The organism is Glutamicibacter sp. JC586, assembly GCF_009805585.1.
In the GTDB taxonomy this organism is placed as follows: Bacteria; Actinomycetota; Actinomycetes; order Actinomycetales; family Micrococcaceae; genus Glutamicibacter.
Genome location: NZ_VHIN01000017.1, coordinates 272,627 through 294,630 on the forward strand (window position 1 = coordinate 272,627; position 22,004 = coordinate 294,630).

The following is a 22,004-nucleotide window of genomic DNA, read 5'->3' on the forward strand; positions in this document are numbered from 1 at the left end:
TTCTTCAAAGAAGGTAATCAGGCGATGGAAGCCTGTGGGCATCAGCCCTTGACCGCTCCCTGCAGCCCATTAACGATGCGTTTTTGCATGGCGAGGAAGAAGATCAAGGCTGGGATCATTGCCAGTGCGGTGAAAGCGAAAACTCCAGCGGTATCCGCGGAATGTTCCGACGAGTAATCGGCGACACCCAAGGGCAGAGTCCGCATATCGCCTTGTAGCAAGAGCAATGGGAGCAGGTAGGCATTCCACGAACCGACAAAGGCAAGTACCCCGACGGTGACCATGCCTGGACCTGATAATGGCAGCAAGATTCTCCAGAAGAATCCGATGCGGCTCGCTCCATCAAGTTGCGCGGCTTCTTCCAACTCTTGTGGCAGCGCCATCAAGAACGGACGCAGAATAACTACGGTCATCGGTAAAGCAAAGGCGGCTTGTGGCAGGGCCACGCCCCACCAGGTGTTGCCCATATGGAGGTCTCTGGTAATCAGGATAAATAGCGGAACGATGGCCACGGTGGCTGGGAAAAGTAGCCCCAGAACAAAGACCATGAAGATCGGTTCGCGCCAACGGAACTGGTATCTGGCCAGCGGGTAGGCTGCCATGATCCCAAGGACCACCACGATCAGGGTCGTAGTCACCGCGATCATTGTTGAGTTCATCGCGTAGCGCCAAAAGTCCGGATTTTTTAGGACTCCAAGATAGTTATCTAGTACCCATGGGGCGGGAAGCCCCGCGGGGTTTTGCGCCAGCTGAGCGTTAGTACGAAACCCTCCGAGAACTCCGTAGAGTACCGGCCCGAGGGTCAGTGCTACAACCGCTAATGCGATGGCATAAACCAATACGTTGCCGCCTTGGTTTCTGGCACGTTTTTTGGCTCGTAGCGCTTGGATTGGTGTGTGTTGTGGGCCGGTGCCCAGGATGGCGCTCATACTTTGACCTTCTTGGACTTAGTGCGATCTTCATCTGGCTGCGAGTCTCGCTTGAGAACAAACTGCTGATAGGAAATCGCGAGGATCAGCGCGACGATGAATAGCACCACTGAGGCAGCTGCAGCCACTCCGAAGTTTTGCCGCTTGGTTCCTTCAGAAACCAGGAAGCTGGCCATGGTTGTTGTTGAATTAGCGGGTCCTCCTCCAGTGAGAATCCAGACCATGTCAAAGAGCTGCAATGAACCAATCATGGACAAGAATCCCCATGTGCGCAGGGTCGGCCCCAGCAACGGAATGGTGATCTTTCGTTGGATCTGCCACCAAGACGCCCCATCAATTTCAGCCGCCTCATACAGTTCTGAGGGAACACCCTGCAGTCCGGCCAAGAACAAGATGACGGCAAGCCCCAGGTATTTCCAGGTCAACACGGCCAGCACTGTCCACAGCGCTAGCTCGGGTGTACCTAACCAACCTTGAGCTGGTCCTTGAATTCCCAGCTTGGACATGATGGTGTCCACTACCCCGTACTGTGGCTGCAAAAGCTGGAACCAGATCACTCCGGCAATGACTTCGGAGAGCACATAAGGAACAAAAATAATGGTGCGCAAGAGAGACTGGATCTTCATCTTACGGTTCAGCAACAAAGCGATACCCAAACCGATGGGTAGCTGCAAAGCGATGGACCCACCGATAATGATCAGGTTGTGAATCATCGCGTCGGTGAACACTTCATTTTGCAACACGCGTGCGTAGTTTTTCAGTCCGACGAAGTCCACCAGAGGGCCGAAGCCCTTCCAGTTGTAGACCGAGAAACGAATAGCTTGAATGATGGGCAACAGCATGAACACGGCGATGAGGATCAGGGCTGGAGAGATGAAGAACAGGATCTCTAGCGTCTTGCGTTTATCGGCCGGTTTTCGCCTGCGCCCAACCGCTTGTTGAGATTGCACCTTGTCGGGGCGCGGCTGGCGCAACTGCTCACTAGCAGCGTCATTACCGACGGAGTTTGATACGTAACTAACTTCTTGAGCCACGGCGAGAATCACTTCTCCAGATCAGCGGCATCTTGGCTGGCATCAACGATCTTCTGCGCGTCCGACTTGCCGGCAAAGAGCAAAGCGATCTGATCATTCATGGCCCCACCTACCGAAGCACCAAATGCCGTATCAAAGTACAGCTGGAAGTAGGGTGCCTTATCGCGCACATCAAGCATCGATGCCAGGGCCGGGTCTGCAACTGCATCCTTAGCCTCGGGGTTGGTCGGTAGACCCATATCCAGTTCGGCGAATCCGCGCTGAACCTTTTCGGAAACCATGTACTTGGCAAACTCAACGGCTTCATCCGGGGCGTCTTGAGCTACTGCCCACGCATCACCGCCGCCAAGCTGTGCCTTGGGATCGCCTTGTCCACCCTCAATGGCGGGGAAGGAGAACCAGCCGGTATCTTCGCCTAGGCCCTTGCCGTCTTCGGTGAGCCCCTGCATCACACCTGGTTCCCAGTGCCCAGCCAGCTCCATGGCAACTTTACCGGTAGCCAGCAGTCCCGAGGCAGAGGTTGGACCGGACTGTGCGGGGGTGGACAGGAATCCCGGGTTGAATGGTTCAGCGTCGATCAGCTGCTTCACATCATCCCCGGCTTTGACGAAGCACTGGTCGCTAAAGTCCAAGTTGCTTACCGCATCGGACAACGTTTGTTCGGCACATTCGCGCACCGCGGCGTAGTACCAGTAATGGGCTGCCGGCCATTTGTCTCCGGCTCCAACCGAAATCGGGGTAATACCAGCCTTCTTGAGCTTGTCACTGGCGTCCAATAAGTCCTGCCAGGTTTCTGGTGCTTTCTCCACGCCAGCTTTTTTGAATAACGCCTTGTTGTACCAGAAGCCGGCGGCGCCCAGCGAGTAGGGCAACGCATAAGTTTTGCCGTCGATCTGCCAACCACCTGCGGTATCACCGAGGAATTTCAGTTCGTCACTGGCCGAGTCGCTTAGGTCTTTGGTCAACCCGGCTGCGACGTGGGCGGCAAGTTCTCCGCCGCCGCGTTCCATATAAACATCTGGGGTGTCACCGCTTTGGAATGCAGCATCTAGTTTCGTGAGCATGTCTTCGTGCTGCATGGCGTGAACCTCGATGTCCACGCCTTTGTGCGCAGCTTCAAAATCCTTAGCAACCTTTTCGTAATAGGCTTTGCCTTCGCCATTGTTCGAATTGTGCCACCAGGTGATCGTGGTGGTTTTGTCGCCGGAGGCTTCTGGATTCTCCGAGCCTGAGGCACAGCCAGAAAAGAGTAGCGAACCGGTGGCTGCCAGCGCGAAAAATTTCGCGGTACGGGACTTAGAGACCATGCGTGTGCTCCTTTGCATTGATGATGTGAGACCCGTCGACTTCTGCGCGGCAGGACTTGACTTCACCAAGAATTGCACTGTGATACAGCTCATGTCAATCGTTTTCGATAACGTTTTCGAAATCCTTCGCGAAAACGTTATCGGAAATTTGCGATTCACTTGCTACAAGGCCATAAACTCCACTATTTTCGCGGAATTATGCGCTACTGTTAGTCGGGTGAAGTCCCCAAAGATACAACCACGCTCGAATGTCGCCTCCGACCAGCCGATAACCCCTGTCGAAAACCATTCAACGGGCCGGGTTACCATCAACGATGTTGCTCGAGTCGCCGAGGTCTCGGTATCGACGGTCTCCAAAGTGGTCAACGGTCGCTACGGGGTCGCGCCGACAACCATTACCCGCGTACATCAGGTCATTGACGACCTCGGCTACGAAACTTCACTAGTCGCATCCTCCATGCGTAGCTCGCAAACTAACATCATCGGCATTCTGGTCGCCGAGTTTGAGCCTTTCGCACTTGAACTACTCAACGGAATCTCCGCCACTTTACGGGGCACCAAATACGACCTCATGGCCTATGCTGGCAACCTGAGCCCCGAAGGACATGTCGGCTGGGAACGCCGTTCTCTCTCGCGGCTCGGCGGCACCCTCATTGATGGCGCCATCATCGTCACTCCCACCGTAGAGATTCCAAATGGTTCAGTTCCCGTGGTAGCTATTGACCCACAAGCAGGCGCCGACACTCCCCTGACGGTGGATGTGGACAATTCGGTAGGAGCTGCCAAAGCTACCGAGCATCTCATCTCTTTGGGCCATCGTCGCATCGGGCATATTCGAGGTCGAGACGATTTGAAATCCTCGCAACTGCGCGAAGAAGGATACCGCCAGGCACTAGAAAACGCTGGGTTGGAATTGGATGAGCAATTGATTCAAGCTGGCGATTACCAGCACGACACGGCGCTCGAAGCAACCCAGCGACTCTTGGATATGCCACAGCCACCTACCGCAATTTTTGCAGCCAACGACATTTCTGCCCTCGCCGCATTGGAAGTCGCCACCGACAGAGGGCTCTCAATCCCCGAGGACCTGTCAATTATCGGATTTGATGACATCCCCGCGGCGGCTCAATCGACCCCGATGTTAAGCACAGTACGTCAACCCCTGCACGATATGGGCGGCCATGCGGTGAAAATGCTCCTCGCCTTACTTCAAGGCGAGGAGGTCAGCGAATCACAGCAGCTACCGGCAGTACTTGTTCTGCGTGATACCACCGCACCGGTAGCCACCAGGCAGTCAAACTAAAAAGAGAACCCGCCACACCGGTTGGTGTGGCGGGTTCACTTATTGAAAAATGCTAACTGGCTACAGGCCCAGCTCGTCCTTGCCGTAGGCGAACAGGTACGGCACGCCTGCCTCAGCTTCGATACGTTCCTTGGCACCGGTGTCGCGGTCCACAATCACAGCTACAGCGATCACATTGCCGCCGGCCTTGCGCACGCCTTCAACGGCGGTCAGTGCCGAGCCACCGGTGGTGGAAGTGTCTTCCAACACGATCACGTCACGTCCCTCAACGCTAGGGCCTTCAACCTGGCGGCCCATGCCGTAGGACTTCTGCGCCTTGCGCACCACGAAGGCGTCAATGGCACGGTTCTTGCCGCGGGCGGTATGCATAATCGCGGTGCCCACCGGGTCTGCACCCATGGTCAGACCGCCAACGTTGGTGAATTCCAGTTTTGCTTCGTCCAGCAGGTCAAGCATGACCTCGCCTACCAAACCCGAAGCTTCTTGGTGCAGGGTCACACGACGAAGGTCGATGTAGTAATCGGCTTCCTTGCCCGAAGACAAGATAACCTTGCCACGCACAATGGCTAGTTCTTGGATCAGTTCTTTTAGTCGCGCACGGGCGCCGGTTTCGCTCATACTCTCGATTCTAGTCGGCATCATCGCTAGGCTGATTTTATGAACGCACAACGCCCCTTGGGTTACTGGTTAAAATTGGTGGATTCGCTGATTGACGAGCAGTTTGCAGCGACTCTAGAAGAACACGGTGTGACACGCCGGCAATGGCAGGTATTAAACCTACTGGAGCATCAGCCGGCCACCGAGGCGCAGCTGAATGCCGGGCTCTCCCCGTTCTTCGCATCGGAGGATGAACCACAGTCACTGAGCGAGCACCTGGCCGAGCTGGTTGAATCCGGCTGGGTTAGCGCCCACAACGGTCAGTATTCGATCACCGACCGCGGACACATCTCATTGCTTAAGCTCAGCGAGCTAGTGGAAAAGATCCGCACGCAGTTCGGCGAAGACCTCGATGGCTCCGAATACGACGCAGTTGTAGTGGCCCTGGAAAAAATCGCACGCAATCTAGGCTGGCAACCCGAAGAAGAACAACCATCACCCTAGCCTGCCTCGGCGCACTTTGTTGAGAACAGATTAAATTTCCCGATATACGCCAGGGTGATGGCCCTGCGCCTGCCCGCACTGCCTAGGATTAAAGACATGCGTGAATTGCAAGCAGAGATCATTGAAGAATTGGGCGTACTTCCAGAAATCGACGCGGCACAGGAGATTCGCCGCCGGGTCGATTTCCTCAAGGACTACCTCGCCGATACCGGCGCCAAGGGGTTCGTACTGGGGATTTCTGGCGGCATTGATTCCACCTTGGCCGGGCGACTGGCCCAGCTGGCAGTCCAAGAGGTCCGCGAGGCCGGCGGCGAGGCTCGCTTTGTCTCGGTACGACTGCCCCACGGCGTCCAGCAGGATGCCGCGGACGCTGCGGCGGCCATGGATTTCATCGCCGCCGACGAACAAGCTGAAGTGAATATCGCCAAGCCCGTCGCGGCACTCGATGATGCAATCTCCGACGCTGGGCTCGAGAAGATCAGCGACTTCAACCGCGGCAACGTCAAGGCTCGCACCCGCATGATCGTGCAGTATGCGTTGGCTGGCGACCGCGGAATGTTGGTGCTTGGCACCGATCACGCTGCAGAGTCGGTCACCGGCTTCTTCACCAAATTTGGTGACGGTGGAGCGGACCTTTTGCCATTAGCGGGCCTGAACAAGCGTCAGAACCAAGCTCTCTTGCGTGAGCTTAACGCTCCAGAACTACTTTGGTCCAAGAAGCCAACGGCCGACCTTCTTGATGGTCAGCCACAGCGAAGCGATGAGGAAGAACTTGGGCTGACCTACGAACAGATCGATGATTACCTTGAAGGTCGAGAAGTCAGCGCTGCGGCCGCACAAATCATTGAGAAGCGCTTTGTGAATTCGCGCCACAAGCGCGCGGTACCCGCTACCTATTGGGATAAGTGGTGGCGGGCCTAAGGGTTAAACCAGCCCGGTGATGTCCTTCAGTGCTTGAACGTGTTCTGCAAAGGCCTGGTGCCCGGTCGAAGTTAGCTTCGCCCAGGTACGAGGCCTTTTGCCTACGTAGCCTTTCTTGATTTTCACGTAACCCGCGCTCTCCAAGGCGCTCAGGTGGCGGGAAAGCACGGAGTCGGATACGCCCACCGTTTCTTTTAGGGTCTTAAAATCAGCTTCATCAACGGCCCGCAAGGCTCCCATCAGCGACAACCTGACAGGGTTAGAGAAGTCATCATTGAGCCGTTCTCGGGCATGCGCACTCATTTGCGCACCATCACAACGCCAGTCAGACAAAGCGGCGCCGCAACGGCTATCCAGGTCAAGGCCGTAACAATCCAGCCCAACGAACCGGCACTGAGCAGCATCACCGCGACAAGATACAAAGCCATGCTGATGAAAAATCCCCGGAGATACAGCTTCGAGTACCCGCGCGGAAGGGAACGGTACATTCTTCCGTAAGCCAGCGAGATTGCTACAACAGCTACGACAAAGAGAGCAGTGATTACGATGAAACCCCCGAAGTTTTCCTCAGGGCGATAGACCTGTAGTAACGCTGCCAAAGTGCCGAGCAGTAGGCCTAGAACAATGCAATACACACCCAGGAGCTTGGCCCCATAAACAGATGCACGCTCCATGTTCTGTTGCGCAGATTCAAGTGCAGCCAGCTGCTCACTCGGGTTCATCTTCTTTTCGTGGTTCATTTGATTACCTTGGCGCGTGCATCGTGCTGACGGCCTGCATAGAAAGTCGTCATGATCATGGTTGCCCCGGCAAAGAAGGCCACACCAATGCTCAGCAGGTAGGTGAGGCCAGTGACATAGCCGATCACCGCCAAAACCATGAATGCTAGCCCCGAACCGCAGATAATTGCGAGATACCAAGTGTTGAATGTCATCGTCATTGCCCTGCTCCTCATCTAATGGTGCCTTCGAACACCTCCAATCTAACAAGTACTTTCCAATTTGGAAAGTACTTGTTGAAACTTTTTCATTTTGCCTAGGTGGGGTCGTAGCTTTTCGTTCTCTTGGAAGTCCAAGTATATTGGTGGACTAAGTCTTCATATTTGGGGGTACATCAATGGCTTCACCTTTAAAACGCGATCCGATCGCCCAAGCGCGGGAGCAGTGGATTTCGCACGGGTGGACCGCTGAAGCCGAGCCAATGGCGGCGATCACCGCGGTGATGCGCACCGCTTCAATTTACTTGCAGCGAGCCGATGCGATCCTCAAACCTCATGGCCTAACCTTTGCTCGCTTTGAAGTACTCGCCCTTTTGGGTTTTTCAAAACGCGGTTCACTTCCCATGAGCCAGGCCAGCGAACTACTTCAAGTTCATGCCACGAGCCTGACTAACTCGGTGGATCGTTTAGAAACTACCGGCTTGGTACGCCGCATGGCGCACCCCACCGATGGACGCACGCGCCTCTTGGAGCTCACCACAGAAGGTCAACGTGTACTCACGCAGGCCCGCGATGATCTCAACAAACAACTTTTTTCACAGAGCAACCTCACTACTTCTGACGCCACCGACTTGTTTGAGATCCTCTCTCGCTTTCGCAAAGCCTCCGGCGACTTCGAGTAGCCTCCTGATCAAGACGGCCTTTTTAGTGCTCTAGCAGCGCAAAATTAAGTTCCGCGCCCGGTAGGGGCCCGAGCTGCCTTTCGGTGCGTTGCTCATGACTCAGCCCGGGAAGATATTCCACCCACTGCGGTATTCGATCCTTATCGATAACGGCAGCCCTGATACCTTCGGCAAAGTCCGGATCATCTAACCGGTGAACGACGGCACGGAATTCTCGCTGTAAGTCCAACCGCAAGTCTTCACCTGCCCGTCGTATCAGCTCACCTGTCAGACGAACCGAACTTGGGCATGCTGCTTGTAGTGCCTGAGCCGTTTCTTGAGCCTTAGGTTCACGGTGATTTCGCAGTTCAAGAACGACTTCGCGAAGGTTTTCATAAGCGAAGGCCTGAACCCACTGCTCGTGCATGAACCCCTGCTGTGGAACTTGGGCATAGCGCCGCATTAGAGAATCCACCGGCTCACTCTCCAAATCATGAAGCAGCTGCGGCAATTTCGCCTGCGGCACATAAGAATCAGCCAAACCGAGCAAGATAGCGTCGGCAGCCCCAAATTTTGCCCCAGTCAGGGCAGCCAACCGACCGGCAGCTTGGGGCGCTCTAGCTAGCAGGTGCGTTCCCCCGACATCTGGGAATAGACCAATACCAACTTCCGGCATGCCACATTTGCTCGCCTCGGTGACAATGCGATGACTACCGTGGGCAGAGATCCCAATACCGCCACCCAGAACTATCCCGTCCATAAGGGCTATATATGGCTTGGGATACTCACTGATCAAGACATTGAGCTGGTATTCAATACGCCAAAAACTCTCTGAAAAACCTGTGCGGTTTTTGATGTCTTGGTAGATGGCCACGATGTCACCACCAGCACACAATCCACGCTCCCCGGCACCGCACACTGCTACTTGAACAACGTCAGGGTCATCACGCCACTGCAATAGAGCATCCAAGGCGGTCTGACACATTTCAGTATTAAGCGCATTGAGTGCTTCTGGTCTATTGAGGGTAATCAAACCCAAATGCCCGCGTCGTTCAGTCAGAATTTCAGGCAACCTTGCCTCCTAGTAGCGAATGGCGTCACGGCTTGCCTAAGAATATACTCGGGCTTCCAAGTAAATTGAAGTGGCACAGTCTCGCAAACTTGATAGGTTGAACTTGTGAAGATTGCTACTTGGAATGTGAACTCTCTACGAGCCCGTGCCGATCGTGTCGAGGATTGGCTGCAGCGCAACGACGTAGACGTCCTGGCTATTCAGGAAACAAAATGCAAAGACGAAAATTTTCCGTGGGAGTTGTTTGAAAACAATGACTACGAGGTAGCGCACTTTGGCGTAAATCAGTGGAATGGCGTAGCCATCGCATCCCGCGTAGGTCTCGAAAACGTCCAGCGCACGTTCGAAGGTCAGCCGGAATTCGGCAAGGGTGGCAAGAACCCCATTCAGGAGCCTCGCGCCATCGCTGCCACCTGTGGCGGAGTGCAGGTTTGGAGTCTATATGTCCCCAACGGCCGAGCACTTGATGACGAGCATATGGGCTACAAACTTCACTGGCTTAATGAGCTAAAGCAGCGCTCCGGTCAGTGGCTTGAGGAAAATCCTGACGCGCAGATCGCTTTGATGGGCGATTGGAACATCGCTCCAAAAGATGAAGATGTCTGGGATATCGACTTCTTCATTGAAAACAAGCTAACCCACGTTTCAGCACCAGAACGCGCCGCGTTCGCTGCCTTCGAGGACCTTGGATTCAAGGATGTTGTTCGAGATTACACCGAGGGACAATACACCTACTGGGATTACACGCAACTGCGCTTCCCTAAGGGCGAAGGTATGCGCATTGATTTCTCACTAACTTCACCCGCGCTGACCGCACGTGTCACGTCAGCGAGCATCGACCGCGAAGAACGCAAAGGTAAGGGCGCAAGCGATCACGCTCCTGTCATTGTGGAGCTGTCCGACTAATTATGAATTCTAAACTGACTGGGCCCATCAGCGAACTCACTTCTGCTACCGCTTTTCTTCGGGTCTACGAACCACTAGATACCTTTGAAGACTGGGCCCAGTCAATCATCCTCAGGGCACCGGCGCGTACCGCTGATCAATGGGATGACTTTGAAAATCAGGGTCTGTGGCAACGCACCCTGCGAAATGTCTCTGACCCATTCCCACATGATGAACCAGAATTCTTCCGTAGCGTGAAGACACTGGACTATCAGGGTACCGAGCACACTCGTTACTGCCCCGGCCAGCTACAGGCCCGTAGCGTCTTGGCTGCCGAGCAGGCCGAGGAAGCAATCCGCCCAGAGGTCTTTGATCTTTTGGTTCCGCCGGTTTCGCGTGAAGCCAATTCGCAGCGTATCGACCCTCAACGCTTGGCAGCAGATCTCACACATCTACACACCCGCACTTCGTCCTGGGGAATTCCACTTAGTTGGTTCGCCCTATTCCGCGAAGACGACGAATGCGAAACCGTTCATGATGGCGATCGATTGAAAGCTGTGCGCGTGTATATCGGCTTCGATCAGGCAGTAGAACGTCTAGCTTGGGCCGTTCAGACTTTGGTCACCCACGCACCTCATTCTCAGCTCTTTGAAGAGCTGGGTGACCTTGGAGCTTGGTTAGAATCTTTTGATGACCGCTCAATCATCGAACTGGACTATGGCTTACTGGCAGAAATTGTATGGCCCGATGATTCAGCGAGCGATCTGATGGACGGCCTTCAATCAATGGAAGATGGAGACATGACTGGCGCTGCGGCAGCGTATCGCCGGCTAAGTAACCGCTGGTTGGGTCCGAGGCATCTTGGTCGGGCCAACTGATGTTCCCCAGATACAGCAAAAGCCCCGGTGAACAACCGGAGCTTCTGTTTGTATGCGACCCTGACGGGACTTGAACCCGCGACCTCCGCCGTGACAGGGCGGCGCGCTAACCAACTGCGCTACAGGGCCTTGCTTTCGCAAGCCAATGAATTTCTTCATCTAACAATCACAGAATGATTGTTTGTACCCCCAACGGGATTCGAACCCGTGCCGCCGCCGTGAAAGGGCGGTGTCCTAGGCCGCTAGACGATGGGGGCCTAAGTTGTTCGCTTCGGTTTGTTGCCTCTCCGTAGCGGACTCCAATAACTATACGTAGGTTTTTTGATTTCGCAAAATCGGCGCCCTGACCGAAATTTTGACTCTGATCTCAGGTCTCTGACCTAGGCTGAAATCATGCTTTTGAACATCAGTGACGACGAGTTTGAACAGCTAGTCGAGCGCGCCATTGATTCCATCCCCGACGCCATCTTCGCCATGATGCAAAACGTCATCTTCTTCATTGAAGATGACTACACGCCACTCCCCGGAGAGCCAAAAAACCTTGAAATTATGGGGCTATACGAGGGGACCGCCCTCACCGAGAGAGACGCAGGGTGGAGTGCTGGAGCCCTGCCCGACCGCATAACAATCTTCAAGAACCCAACCTTGAAAGCATGCGAAACACACGATGAAGTGGTGCGCGAAGTTGGCATTACGGTCATGCACGAAGTGGCTCACCACTTCGGTATCGACGACGAAAAATTGCATGCACTGGGGTGGTCTTGAGCCAAAATTAGCAAAAACTTGTTTTGAGATCTGCCTCACAAATTGCACTAAGTTCCGTGGTGAGAAGCCTATTGAACGAGAGGCATGCCACACGATTTATCCTGCGCCAAGCCCCAGGGCAGCTCAAGACCGCTCGTTCGCTTCACCACTTTCACAAACGCTCCCTATTAATGCATCCACTTTTTGGGACCGGCATGATTCACGCTTCGAGTTCCGTGGTTCGCGTTACCAAAGCTTCATCAATGGCCTTTGGTGTAACGCAACGGGCTACGCTTTCTAAAAATTTTTCCAAGCTTTCTTTCAGAAAGTTGACGCTGACCAATCGCATGTTCCCGCAGATCACCCCGAATAACCGCTGATAAATTACATGTTTGGGATTCATGTGACTGATGTGAACAGTGTTGCCAAGTGTGTCGCGATTAGCCTAATGTGCTATCTGGAGCCTTATCCGAATCGTGATCTTTCTACCTCAGAAAGTCTCGTTTAGAGGTTCCACGTCATCCACGTACTTAGTGAGGAACGATATGGCTACTCGCCACACGCTCGGTGTCGCTGCAAGCACACTTGCCCTAGCAGCATCCTGCCTTGCCGGTGCTCTACCTGCATCTGCATCAACCGTTGCTACGTTCCCTACCGCAATCTCTATCGCAGCAGCACCTAACGCATCCGCTCTGCCTACAGATGCAGAGATCAAGGAAGCGAAGAAGAACAAAGACTCGACCAATGCGATGATCGCTCGCATCGAAGAGTCACTGGCTTCTAGCCGTGCCGAGATGCAACGAGTTGAAAACGAAGCCGCTCAGGCACAAGAGTCACTACTCTCTGCCGGCGAAGAACGCGACCTGCGCACCGCCGACGCCGAAAAGGCAGTCAAACAGCTTGAGTACGCAAAGACATATCTGGCACAGAGCCGCAAGGACCTGGGCGCGATCGCCTCGGACATTTACCGCAATGGTGCCGGGAACTCCACTCTGGGTCTCCTGCTGGATGACAACCAGAACGGTGACCTGTTCCAGAAGGCCGCCACGATCGATGCGCTGAGCGAGCAGCAGGTTAAGTCAGTCAACACCGCGTCTGAAGCAGAGTCCTTGGTAACCGCGTGGCAGGAATACGCTGACGCAGCCCAAAGTGCCGCACAAGACGCTGCCACTAAATACGATGAAGCTGCGGCCACCGCCAACAGCACCTTGAGCACCTACGAGAACGCTGTTGATCCGGAAAAGAAACTTCGCGATGAACTAATCAGCAACCTTGCTACTTTGCAGCAGAAAGAAAAAGCTGAAGTCCGCAAGGCAGTTGAGAAAAAAGAGGCTGAAGAGCAGGAAGCTGCCCTCCAGGAAGTCATCGCTACCGCCGACACCGCTGAAGCTCCCAAAGAATCGCCTGAAGCTGTCAAGCCACTGGCTGTAGCAGCACCACAGGAACTTGAGCCAAGCGAAGACTCTAAAGACGAAGCAACGGTCAAGCCGAAGGCCCTAGAGGTGGACACCGTCACCCCGACCCTTGCACCTGAACCTGTTAGGTCAGCCGACCCAGAGCCTACCAAGACTGCGGAACCGGAGCCGACCAAGACCGCCGAGCCGGAACCGACCAAGACCGCCGAGCCGGAACCGACTAAGACTGCAGAGCCTAAGCCGACCAAGACGGCTGACCCTGAGCCTACGAAGACGGCTACCCCAAAGCCAACCAAAACTGCAGAGCCGAAACCAACGAAGACGGCTACTCCAAAGCCAACCCCGAAGCCAACGCCAACTAAAACTGCAGAGCCGAAACCAACCAAGACCGCTGAGCCTGAGCCAGAGTCTTCAGGCCGTAGCTATTCAGCAGCCTTCGCTTGGGCTTTGAAGACCGCTGACGATCCAAGCAAGTACTACGTTTACGGTGGCAATGGTCCAAACGCATTTGACTGCTCGAGCTTCTCGCAGCGTGCGTACAGCCAGTCGGGCATTAGCCTTCCACGTACGTCCACTCAGCAGTTCTTTAGCGCTCCACAGCACGTGTCGCTGAGCAATCTGCGCCCAGGTGACCTGGTGTTCTCCTCCTCCAACGGTGGAGCATCGTTCTACCACGTGGCAATCTACATCGGTAACGGCAATGTAGTTCACGCCCGTAACCCAAGCGCTGGTATTTCGGTAACGCCACTGAGCTGGGTCAACAACCTCTACTCACAGGCCGCCCGCTACTAAGCAGCTACCAACGTAGAGCAACGGCCACGCACCCTTTGGGTGCGTGGCCGTTGCTCTTTTTAGTTAGCGATAACTCTCGCGCTACTGCTCTTGAGCGCGAGTATCAAACTTGTGTCGGTCTTCCAGGCGCGGATCATCCGAATCAGGAACCACCATCACTGGCCCCTTTGAATGGTGCAGCACGCCTTGCGATGTGGAGCCCAGCAGCATACCGGTGAACCCGCCACGGCCTCGTGAACCAGTTACCGTAAGCACTGCATGTTCAGACTCGCGAATAAGCACCTCGACCGGAGGACCTGAAACCACGTCGGTTTCGATCTTCAGATCCGGGTAGTGGGAATTCAACCATCTGGTACCTACCCCCATCTGGTAGCGGACGTCTTCTAGCACCGCTTCCTGGTCAATGGTCGCTGGCATCCATGCAAGCGCTGCACCCACCGGAGGCACCGCGCAAATTAGTCGAATCGGCAAGCCGATGGCCATCGCCGCATCCGCGCCAGCTAGCACTGCCGAACGAGCACGTTCCGAACCATCGATACCCACTACCACCGCTTTGCGGTCGACATTATTCTCTGCACCGTTTTCTTGCTCTTTAGACATGCACAATGGCACCACAACGGTTGGGCATTTGGAGTGTGCCGGCAATGCCGATGAGACCGAGCCAAGCAAACGGCCGACAAAGCCACCCCGTCCTCGGGTACCTACGACCACTAGCTCCGCATCCTGACTCAGGTCCAGCAGCACACCGGCCGGATCTCCGGACTCGATGTAGGTGCGAATATTTGCAGTACTGCCTTCAAGCTCGGCCCTGGCCTGGCGAACGATTTCTTCCGCTCCGCCGCGAATCAAGTCATCATCCAAAGTTGAGTAGCCTGCATCCATCGAGGAAGCAGCAAAAACCGGGATGGTGTAGGCCGAGACAATATTTAGTACGCTGCCACGGCGTACCGCCTCTCGCTCTGCCCAACGCAAAGCGCATTTGCTCTGTTGCGAACCGTCAACACCGACGACGATGCCTTCGATTTTCTCTGCTGCGACTGGCGTTTGATCACTCATCAGAATCGCTCCTTCTTCACTGTCATTCACCATGAATGTGACTTCTCTTACCTCCAATGTACTTGGTTTGGCACTTAGAGGTGTGAGTTGGGTCTAAAGATTTTTGATTGCGCCTAGTTAGTTGGAGATTAGGTATCAATACGCAACTAAAACAACATAGAATTTTTCTATGTCCTCCTCCACCAAAACTGCGCCAGAGAGCTCCATGAGCGCGCGCATAGATCGTTATTTTAAGATTTCTGAACGCCGTTCCACGTTCTCTACCGAAGTGCGCGGCGGCATCGCCACCTTCTTCGCGATGAGCTACATCGTTGTCCTGAACCCACTGGTACTTTCCGGTGCTGACGCTTCGGGTGGCGAGTTGGGTATCCAGCGCGTTGCCGCGGTCACCGCCTTTGTCGCCGGCATCCTGACCATCATCATGGGCATCTGGGCCCGGCATCCCTTCGCCATGGCCACGGGCCTTGGTGTGAATGCCTTTGTGGCCATCACTGTGGCCACCAACCCGGAACTTACCTGGCCTGATGTCATGGGACTGGTATTGGTTGCCGGTGTTGTCATGTTCATCTTGGTGCTCACCGGCTTCAGAACCGCGGTCTTCAACGCGGTGCCGGCAGGGCTCAAGACCGCCATCGTGGTTGGTATCGGTATGTTCATTGCCCTGATCGGTTTGGTAAACGCTGGTTTCGTGCAGCGTGTGCCAGATGCCGCGAAGACCACTGTGCCGGTAGGACTTGGTTTTGATGGCGAACTGATGGGTTGGCCAATTCTGGTCTTCATCATTGGCCTGCTGCTGACCATGGCTCTGGTAGTTCGCAAGGTTAAGGGCGCGATCCTGATCGGGATCGTCGTCTCGGCAGTGATCGCCAACATCCTTGAAGCAATCTTCCACATTGGCACCTTCAAGACCGGTACCTGGTCGCTGGTTGTTCCTTCTATGCCTAACTGGACCCTGCCTGACCTGTCGTTGATCGGGCACGTCAATATCTTTGGCGCCTTCAACAAGCTAGGCTTCACCGCCGCTTCGCTGTTGGCCTTCGTGATCTTGCTGTCGATCTTCTTCGACGCCATGGGCACCATGGTGGGCTTGGCTTCCGAGGCCGGCACCATGGATGAAAACGGCAAGATCGAGAACGTGGACAAGGTGCTGATGGTTGATGCCGCTGGCGCGATCGTCGGTGGCGGTACCTCTAGCTCCTCGGCGCAGATCTTCGTGGAGTCCGGGGCGGGCATCGGCGAAGGCGCACGTACGGGTCTGGCCTCGGTGGTCACAGGCCTGCTGATGATCGTTGCCATGTTCCTGAGCCCACTGATCTACCTGGTGCCTTTCGAAGCTGTCGCTCCGGCACTGGTTGTAGTTGGTTTCATGATGATCACCCAGATCGCCAAGATCGACTGGAATGACTGGGGCATTGCGCTGCCAGCGTTCCTGACCTTCACCCTGATGCCATTTACCTACTCGATCGCCAACGGTATCGGTGCAGGTTTCATCTCCTACGTCTTCATCCGCGCCACCCAGGGCCGCGCCAAGGAAATCCACCCACTGATGTGGGTTGTCTCCGCCGCGTTTGTGCTGTTCTTCGGCATCGGCCTGATTGAGATGTGGGCCGGGGTCTAAACCCTTAGGATCCGTCGACAACAGCCCGTCATGACCTAGTCATGGCGGGCTGTTGTGCCCCCGGTGAGAGTGCAGCTGGCTAGGATGGTGCATATGAATGAGCAACCGGCGAACCAATGGATCCAGGTAGCCGCGGGTCTAAAAAATGCTTCCATGCGTCAGCTGCTGGGCGAAGTACTCGCGGGCACACAAATACCGGCAGCACCAAGCAAGTCGCAGAGCAAGGATCTTGCCCGTTGGCAGAAGATCGGCTTGTTGACCCACGAAGCAGAGCAGTGGAAAATCAATGAGCAATTTTTGGATCGGACGCTACAACAAGCGTCCGCGCAGAAACCCGAGTCTAGCGGCATCCAACGCTTTTTCACCGGGCACAAGCTAAGCACCATGCCCGCCAAGCCAGCAGACCGCCACGCAGTGATGCTCTACATCCGTGATGCGGTGATTACCGACGGCGAGCGCCTGCGCGAAGAACAGCTTAATGAACGCTTGCGGGTCTTCCATCAGGATGTGGCCCTGTTGCGCCGATTCATGGTCGACCACGCGCTCTTGTTGCGTGCAGCCGACGGCTCCAGCTACCAGTTAGGACCCTCCGACTAGTCGCGAATCGGGGTAGCCCCGGTGGCAAAACGTTGCACGCCGGCCCCAGAGACAAGTTGCGCTGGCAACGGGGCGGTGCGCAGATTACGTTCAAATCCGGCGCCGAGCTTTAGCGGTTCGTCGCTGGCTAGGAACACGATGTTGCCGTAGCGACGCCCCTTAAGCATCGGTGGGTCGGCGATCATCGCCACGTGCTCAAATACCTCTAGTAGGGTGGCAGCTTCGGCCTTGGCTCCGGCTAGATCCGCGGTGTCTCCACAGTTCATGATGTACACGCCACCATGATCCAGGACCCGCTGTGCGTGCCGGGCATAGTCAACGGTGGTCAGCTGTCGTGGGGTGGTGCTTCCGGCGAAGACGTCGCGGATAATCACGTCGCGGCTCTCGTCGCTGAGTGTAGGCAGCACCTGCCCGGCGTCCCCCACGCGCAGGCGCACCAACGGCGCACGCGGCACGTCAAAGGATGTTCGCACTAATTCGGCGAGCTTGGCGTCTAGTTCCACCACTACTTGGCGAGCGTTCTCGTAGCTGGCAGCAACCCAGCGGGCCATCGAGCAGCCACCACCGCCTAAATGCAGAACTCGCAGCTTGCGGGCGCGGCCGTCATAGTCCTGGGCCGGGAATCCGAAAGTAAAAATCGGTTCCATCCAACGCATGTACTCGAAATCCAAGTAGGTAGGATCATCCAGGTCAATATGCGAGGAGGGCACCGAGTTGACCTTCAGAATGTAGCGGTTGCCGCCGTAGGGGTCTGCTTCAATAATGGCGGTTCCGGTGTCGATCGGGAATTCACCGAGCAACGGGTCCTTGGCATCCCTAGCCATTAACGCGCACCATCCGTCGTTCATTGAGGCCTTGCCAGGTACCTACCAAGGCTTCGGTGGTTCCATCTGCTTTAAAGCCGTGCTTTTCAAAAAAGGCCAGAGCCCGATCATTGCCTTCGATCACCCAGACCAACGCCTCGCGCTGGCCGAGCACTAATTCCATGAGGTGTGCGCCCAGCCCACTGCCGTAGTACTGCGAGGCAACGTAGAGCATGCCCAGCTCGATTTCTACCCCGGCATCTTGGTCTTCTTCAATGGTGGGGGTGCCACCGGCAAGGCCGATAATTTTCCCCTGTGCATCTTCGGCAATAAAAAATTGCGCGCCGGATGCTAGGCCACGTTCCCACCAGGCCACTTGGCCCTCGAGCTCTCGCTCATGGTGATCAAAAAATGATGGTTCGCGTAGCGCGGCATAGGCCTCACGCCAGGATTGAAGTTTCATTTCCAGTGCTGGGCGTACGTCGTTTTCGGTAGCCAGCCGGATTCGGTAGTCGTTCATTTGTGGCACTTTTCTAGACTACGGCACCCCTCCTACTTAAGTATGATTGCGAACTCTCCAAGTGTTTGAAAAAATACTCATATAGGAACAGACGAACTGAGGCAGAGATGGGAGCAGGGTTGCATCAAAATACGAAGTACGCCTATCTGACGGCCGGACTGGTTGGCTCCCTGACCCTGACTATCAGCCTCTCTTCGACCCTCTGGGTCATTCTGCTCGGATGCGTGCTTTTGGCTGCCGGATTCAGCCTCATCTCAAAGCTGGAACGCTTCTGGGGTCCAGCTACCCCCAAGCACTACTACTACATCGTTCCAATGCTCATCGGCCCGGTGGTTGCAGGTCTGGTTCGCAATACCGAGTACGCACTCTGGGTTGGGGCGCCAGCCGCCGTCTTATGCGCGGTGGCCGTATACTTTTTCATCATCAAGTCGCCACCTTTTGACCAGGACGCCGACGATGAGGTTGAACGTAGCTTCAGCGAACACCGCTCCGCGCGCTAACGATCACTACTTGCTATCTTCAATAGCCTTCTCAAGCCGCTGAATTTTCGCATCGATTTCGCCCTCATAACCGGGGCGAATATCTGCTTTAAGCACCAAAGAAACGCGCGAGCCAAACTTTCCGGCGGCCATGGTGGCCTGTTTGACTACCTCCATGACCTCGTCCCATTCGCCTTCAATTTCGGTGAACATGGAGCTAGTCCGGTTAGGCAAACCCGAATCTCGCACAATCTTCACCGCTTCGGCGACGGCATCGTGGACCGAGCCGTTGGGGTTGTCATTACTAGGGGCTACAGAAAAAGCAACAATCATGCTTCTACTCTCGCACCTCTAGCCCTTAGGCCGCTAGCCCGGTGGCACGTAGTAGCACTGCAGCTAGCGCACCAGCGAGCACCACCACCAAATATGGTGCCTTGAAAATTAACGCAATAATCGCTGCAGCTAAGGCTCCAATGCGCGCGTCAAGCACCAATTCCTGGCCCGAGGTAAACGCATTAACCGTCACCAGCGAAGCCAGCAACGCCACGGTGAGCGTCGAGGCTACATGGGTCATCAATGGAGAATCGAGCACCTTACGCGGCACAAAATAGCCGCAAAGTTTGATGACGTAGGCCGTGAGGCACGCCGCCAGAACCCACCAGCTTAACTCGCTCATGGCCGATCCTCATTAACTCGTTCAAGCTTCGAATGCTCGGTGGCCCTAGGTTTTTTGCGCACCGTCATCACCGCATAGAGCGCTGCGCAAAGGGCGGTAATCAAAATCGGCAAACCGGCAGCGGTCAATGGCACGGCCAGAGCGGTCACGATGGCCGCAGCCACCGCGATCATCGCTGGCTGCACCGAGGTTAGCCTGGGCCACAGCAGACCAATAAAGGCCGCCACCGCGGCACCATCAAGTCCCCAGACTGCCGGATCTCCCATTCGTTCACCCAGTAATGCGCCCACCAGTGTGAACAGATTCCACAAAATGTAGACTCCGAGCCCGGTGGTGATAAAACCACGTCGTTTTTCCGAGCTCTGCACTTGTCCCAAGCTCACCGCGGTCGATTCGTCGATGGTCACCTGGGCCATCCACGGTACCTCCACTCCCCGCGGACGCAGCGTTTGTTTGATCTGCATGCCATAGACGGCATTTCGCACACCCAGCAGTGAGGCAGCAGAAAAGGCTGCCGGGCCTGCCCCGCCACCGGAGATCACGCCGATAAAGGCAAATTGCGATCCGCCGGTGAACATCAGCGCGCTCAGCGCGACCGTCTGCCACAGGTTCAAACCCGCAGCGATCGACAGCGCGCCAAAGGAGATACCGTACAACCCGGTGGCGATCGAGATGGACAATCCCATCTTGGTTGCCGGGGTCAAAAATTTAGTCACCGTGGCTGGCCTCGTAGCGGACCTTATAGACCCCACGTTTGACCTTGGCCTCGCCAATGCTGAAACCTGTCAACTGATTCACGTGGCTGACATGGGTTCCGCCGCATAGTTCGGCGTTGATTCCGTGGATGGTGACGGTTCGGGTTCCTTGCTCATCCATACTCGTGGTGATCTGTGCGCCACCAGCGATCAGCTCATCTACTCGCTGCTGCAGCCAAGTTTTAGCAACAGCGCGCTCAGCGTCATCGCTCAACGGTAAATCCACGCTGGAAGGATCAAAATCAAGGCGCGCCTGACCGGGGAAATGTGAATGTCCCTTGTGCTGCCATCCGCGCTGTTCCCCGGCGAAACCTACGATATGCCCGGCGGTGTGCAAGGCGGCATGCTTCAAGCGCAGTTCGCGGTCGATCTGTGTACTCACTTGCGCTCCGACCGGCTTCGCTTCGGCCCCGCGCAGAATTACCAACCCATCTTCGCTGCGCTGCACCGCGACCTGTTGCCCGTCCACGGTGCCCGAGTCCTCGGGTTGTCCGCCGCCGCGCGGATGAAAAATATTGGGGCTAACTGCCAGCCAATTGCCCTGCTCGTCCTCGCCGGCCGCAATGACGGTGGCTTCGGTACTAAAAACATAGGTGTCCTGTAGGTACAGGTTGACCTGTTCGGTGCTGTAGGTGCTCATTGTTCTAGTGCTGTTCCAATTCCCTGCGAAGTTCTACCGGACGGTTGCTGGTGAGTTCCCCGACCCCAAGATCGATCAAATACTGTGCGTCTGCGGCACGGTCCACGGTCCAAATTCTGGCTTTGAGGCCTTGCTCCAGCCAGCTTCGAACCATCTGTTCATTCACCCGCGTCCAGGCGACACCCGATCCGATAACACCGGCCCCGCCCGCGTTAATCAGTTCGATGCCTTCGGCCACCGATCGGTAGAGCACCGAATACACCGCTGCCCTAGCGACCTGTCCGGAATCAAGCAGCTCCTGGATGTACTCGGGGTTCACCTCGGTCATCAGCTGGCACAGTAGCTCGGTATTCACGGTGCGCCCCAGATAGCGCAACGAGTTTGGTTCAAAGCTCATCAGGGTCACCGCGATCTGTCCGCGGCTTCCGGCACGACCAGTTTGCGGATCAAAGCCGTGGGTCTGCAACACCTGAATCACGCGATCTTCGAGCAGGTATCCGTAGGGGCTGGGGTGCTTAATTTCCACGGCCAGGCCTATCGGAGTCCCGCGCTGCTCGATCAGCTCCAATAGCTCATCCAAGCTGAGCAATTGCTCATTTTCCGTGCCGTACTCCACCGGCACTTCGGCGGGAACCACTCCGGTGAAATCCATGGCCTTCAGCTGCTCTAGGGTGAAGCTCGAGACCAATCCGGAGGCATCAGAGGTACGATCCACCGTGGGATCGTGATGGCACACCACTTGCCCGTCCAGACTCAAGTGGACGTCGCATTCGATCCCGTCCGCACCCTCGTCAATGGCTTGTAAGTAGGCGGCCCGGGTATTCTCCGAGTACTTATGGGAACTGCCGCGGTGGGCAAAAAAGCGCGTATCCATAATCCC

Annotated in this window: 27 protein-coding genes and 2 tRNA genes; 11 read left to right on the forward strand and 18 right to left on the reverse strand. The window is 55.6% G+C overall.

Going from position 1 to position 22,004, the window contains the following annotated elements:
* Window positions 1–41 precede the first annotated feature (41 nt).
* From FJV47_RS13160 to FJV47_RS13170, 3 genes are read right to left on the reverse strand one after another with little or no spacing between them, the layout of a single operon-like run.
* A complete protein-coding gene (locus FJV47_RS13160; protein ID WP_159613757.1) occupies window positions 42–929 on the reverse strand; it encodes a carbohydrate ABC transporter permease in 888 nt (295 codons plus the stop codon).
* Window positions 926–1,963 (reverse strand): carbohydrate ABC transporter permease, encoded by a 1,038-nt coding sequence (locus FJV47_RS13165; RefSeq protein WP_370515042.1) that lies wholly within the window; start codon window positions 1,961–1,963, stop codon window positions 926–928. The genes FJV47_RS13160 and FJV47_RS13165 overlap by 4 nt, the downstream gene beginning before the upstream one ends.
* 8 nt (window positions 1,964–1,971) lie before the next feature.
* Window positions 1,972–3,270, reverse strand: a complete 1,299-nt coding sequence (locus FJV47_RS13170) for an ABC transporter substrate-binding protein (protein WP_159613759.1) — start codon at window positions 3,268–3,270, stop codon at window positions 1,972–1,974.
* Window positions 3,271–3,487: 217 nt separating this feature from the next.
* Here FJV47_RS13170 and FJV47_RS13175 point away from each other — a divergent pair, with 217 nt between their 5' ends.
* The gene (locus FJV47_RS13175) at window positions 3,488–4,573 is read left to right on the forward strand and encodes a LacI family DNA-binding transcriptional regulator (protein ID WP_235026462.1); all 1,086 of its coding nucleotides are present in this window, start codon (window positions 3,488–3,490) and stop codon (window positions 4,571–4,573) included.
* Window positions 4,574–4,633: 60 nt separating this feature from the next.
* On the opposite strand, the gene pyrE is transcribed toward FJV47_RS13175, so the two are convergent.
* A complete protein-coding gene (gene pyrE / locus FJV47_RS13180) occupies window positions 4,634–5,191 on the reverse strand; it encodes an orotate phosphoribosyltransferase (protein ID WP_200832012.1) in 558 nt (185 codons plus the stop codon).
* A gap of 39 nt (window positions 5,192–5,230) precedes the next feature.
* On the opposite strand from pyrE, the gene FJV47_RS13185 reads away from it, so the two are divergent.
* Together FJV47_RS13185 and nadE are read left to right on the forward strand one after the other, a co-directional pair.
* Window positions 5,231–5,674 (forward strand): MarR family winged helix-turn-helix transcriptional regulator, encoded by a 444-nt coding sequence (locus FJV47_RS13185; RefSeq protein WP_159613764.1) that lies wholly within the window; start codon window positions 5,231–5,233, stop codon window positions 5,672–5,674.
* 96 nt (window positions 5,675–5,770) lie between these two features.
* Window positions 5,771–6,595 (forward strand): ammonia-dependent NAD(+) synthetase, encoded by an 825-nt coding sequence (gene nadE, locus FJV47_RS13190; protein ID WP_159613766.1) that lies wholly within the window; start codon window positions 5,771–5,773, stop codon window positions 6,593–6,595.
* A gap of 3 nt (window positions 6,596–6,598) precedes the next feature.
* Here the strand turns inward: nadE and FJV47_RS13195 are convergent, their stop codons facing one another.
* From FJV47_RS13195 to FJV47_RS13205, 3 genes are read right to left on the reverse strand one after another with little or no spacing between them, the layout of a single operon-like run.
* A complete protein-coding gene (locus FJV47_RS13195) occupies window positions 6,599–6,898 on the reverse strand; it encodes a transcriptional regulator (protein WP_159613768.1) in 300 nt (99 codons plus the stop codon).
* A complete protein-coding gene (locus FJV47_RS13200) occupies window positions 6,895–7,335 on the reverse strand; it encodes a hypothetical protein (protein WP_159613770.1) in 441 nt (146 codons plus the stop codon). Before FJV47_RS13200 ends, FJV47_RS13195 begins: the two co-directional genes overlap by 4 nt.
* Window positions 7,332–7,535, reverse strand: coding sequence for a hypothetical protein (locus FJV47_RS13205; RefSeq protein ID WP_159613772.1), 204 nt, complete (start codon window positions 7,533–7,535; stop codon window positions 7,332–7,334). The genes FJV47_RS13200 and FJV47_RS13205 overlap by 4 nt, the downstream gene beginning before the upstream one ends.
* Window positions 7,536–7,711: 176 nt before the next feature.
* On the opposite strand from FJV47_RS13205, the gene FJV47_RS13210 reads away from it, so the two are divergent.
* Complete coding sequence (locus tag FJV47_RS13210) at window positions 7,712–8,215, forward strand: MarR family winged helix-turn-helix transcriptional regulator (RefSeq protein WP_159613774.1); 504 nt, start codon at window positions 7,712–7,714, stop codon at window positions 8,213–8,215.
* A 22-nt stretch (window positions 8,216–8,237) separates the two neighbouring features.
* Here FJV47_RS13210 and FJV47_RS13215 read toward each other — a convergent pair whose 3' ends face one another.
* Window positions 8,238–9,266: a 3-hydroxyisobutyryl-CoA hydrolase gene (locus FJV47_RS13215; protein ID WP_159613776.1), complete on the reverse strand. Its 1,029-nt coding sequence runs from the start codon at window positions 9,264–9,266 to the stop codon at window positions 8,238–8,240.
* A gap of 105 nt (window positions 9,267–9,371) precedes the next feature.
* Here FJV47_RS13215 and FJV47_RS13220 point away from each other — a divergent pair, with 105 nt between their 5' ends.
* Entirely contained in the window at window positions 9,372–10,172 is an 801-nt protein-coding gene (locus FJV47_RS13220) for an exodeoxyribonuclease III (RefSeq protein WP_159613778.1), read from the forward strand.
* Between the two features lie 2 nt (window positions 10,173–10,174).
* A complete protein-coding gene (locus FJV47_RS13225; RefSeq protein WP_159613780.1) occupies window positions 10,175–11,029 on the forward strand; it encodes a hypothetical protein in 855 nt (284 codons plus the stop codon).
* A gap of 55 nt (window positions 11,030–11,084) precedes the next feature.
* Here the strand turns inward: FJV47_RS13225 and FJV47_RS13230 are convergent.
* Window positions 11,085–11,158: transfer RNA gene (locus FJV47_RS13230), tRNA-Asp, on the reverse strand.
* Between the two features lie 55 nt (window positions 11,159–11,213).
* Window positions 11,214–11,286 (reverse strand) — tRNA-Glu (locus FJV47_RS13235).
* A gap of 136 nt (window positions 11,287–11,422) precedes the next feature.
* Between FJV47_RS13235 and FJV47_RS13240 the strand changes: the two genes are divergently transcribed.
* Window positions 11,423–11,794 carry a metallopeptidase family protein gene (locus FJV47_RS13240; protein WP_159613782.1) on the forward strand — a complete coding sequence of 124 codons (372 nt, stop codon included), beginning with the start codon at window positions 11,423–11,425 and terminating at the stop codon, window positions 11,792–11,794.
* Between the two features lie 524 nt (window positions 11,795–12,318).
* Window positions 12,319–13,980: an NlpC/P60 family protein gene (locus tag FJV47_RS13245; RefSeq protein ID WP_159613784.1), complete on the forward strand. Its 1,662-nt coding sequence runs from the start codon at window positions 12,319–12,321 to the stop codon at window positions 13,978–13,980.
* Window positions 13,981–14,061: 81 nt separating this feature from the next.
* Here FJV47_RS13245 and FJV47_RS13250 read toward each other — a convergent pair whose 3' ends face one another.
* The gene (locus FJV47_RS13250; RefSeq protein WP_159613786.1) at window positions 14,062–15,036 is read right to left on the reverse strand and encodes a universal stress protein; all 975 of its coding nucleotides are present in this window, start codon (window positions 15,034–15,036) and stop codon (window positions 14,062–14,064) included.
* A 169-nt stretch (window positions 15,037–15,205) separates the two neighbouring features.
* On the opposite strand from FJV47_RS13250, the gene FJV47_RS13255 reads away from it, so the two are divergent.
* Window positions 15,206–16,654: an NCS2 family permease gene (locus tag FJV47_RS13255; protein WP_200832013.1), complete on the forward strand. Its 1,449-nt coding sequence runs from the start codon at window positions 15,206–15,208 to the stop codon at window positions 16,652–16,654.
* 93 nt (window positions 16,655–16,747) lie between these two features.
* The gene (locus FJV47_RS13260; RefSeq protein ID WP_159613788.1) at window positions 16,748–17,251 is read left to right on the forward strand and encodes a DUF2087 domain-containing protein; all 504 of its coding nucleotides are present in this window, start codon (window positions 16,748–16,750) and stop codon (window positions 17,249–17,251) included.
* Here FJV47_RS13260 and FJV47_RS13265 read toward each other — a convergent pair.
* Both FJV47_RS13265 and FJV47_RS13270 read right to left on the reverse strand, forming a co-directional pair.
* The gene (locus tag FJV47_RS13265; protein ID WP_235026463.1) at window positions 17,248–18,075 is read right to left on the reverse strand and encodes a spermidine synthase; all 828 of its coding nucleotides are present in this window, start codon (window positions 18,073–18,075) and stop codon (window positions 17,248–17,250) included. The two genes, FJV47_RS13260 and FJV47_RS13265, sit on opposite strands and share 4 nt — an antisense overlap.
* A complete protein-coding gene (locus FJV47_RS13270) occupies window positions 18,068–18,574 on the reverse strand; it encodes a GNAT family N-acetyltransferase (RefSeq protein ID WP_235026464.1) in 507 nt (168 codons plus the stop codon). The genes FJV47_RS13265 and FJV47_RS13270 overlap by 8 nt, the downstream gene beginning before the upstream one ends.
* A gap of 119 nt (window positions 18,575–18,693) precedes the next feature.
* On the opposite strand from FJV47_RS13270, the gene FJV47_RS13275 reads away from it, so the two are divergent.
* Entirely contained in the window at window positions 18,694–19,074 is a 381-nt protein-coding gene (locus tag FJV47_RS13275; protein ID WP_159613792.1) for a hypothetical protein, read from the forward strand.
* Window positions 19,075–19,080: 6 nt separating this feature from the next.
* Here the strand turns inward: FJV47_RS13275 and FJV47_RS13280 are convergent, their stop codons facing one another.
* From FJV47_RS13280 to FJV47_RS13300, 5 genes are read right to left on the reverse strand one after another with little or no spacing between them, the layout of a single operon-like run.
* Window positions 19,081–19,386 carry a thiamine-binding protein gene (locus FJV47_RS13280; RefSeq protein WP_159613794.1) on the reverse strand — a complete coding sequence of 102 codons (306 nt, stop codon included), beginning with the start codon at window positions 19,384–19,386 and terminating at the stop codon, window positions 19,081–19,083.
* A gap of 25 nt (window positions 19,387–19,411) precedes the next feature.
* Window positions 19,412–19,729, reverse strand: a complete 318-nt coding sequence (locus FJV47_RS13285) for an AzlD domain-containing protein (protein WP_159613796.1) — start codon at window positions 19,727–19,729, stop codon at window positions 19,412–19,414.
* The gene (locus tag FJV47_RS13290; protein ID WP_159613844.1) at window positions 19,726–20,415 is read right to left on the reverse strand and encodes an AzlC family ABC transporter permease; all 690 of its coding nucleotides are present in this window, start codon (window positions 20,413–20,415) and stop codon (window positions 19,726–19,728) included. The genes FJV47_RS13285 and FJV47_RS13290 overlap by 4 nt, the downstream gene beginning before the upstream one ends.
* A gap of 22 nt (window positions 20,416–20,437) precedes the next feature.
* Window positions 20,438–21,124, reverse strand: coding sequence for a hypothetical protein (locus FJV47_RS13295; RefSeq protein ID WP_159613798.1), 687 nt, complete (start codon window positions 21,122–21,124; stop codon window positions 20,438–20,440).
* A gap of 4 nt (window positions 21,125–21,128) precedes the next feature.
* A complete protein-coding gene (locus tag FJV47_RS13300) occupies window positions 21,129–21,998 on the reverse strand; it encodes a glycerophosphodiester phosphodiesterase family protein (protein WP_159613800.1) in 870 nt (289 codons plus the stop codon).
* Window positions 21,999–22,004 lie beyond the last annotated feature (6 nt).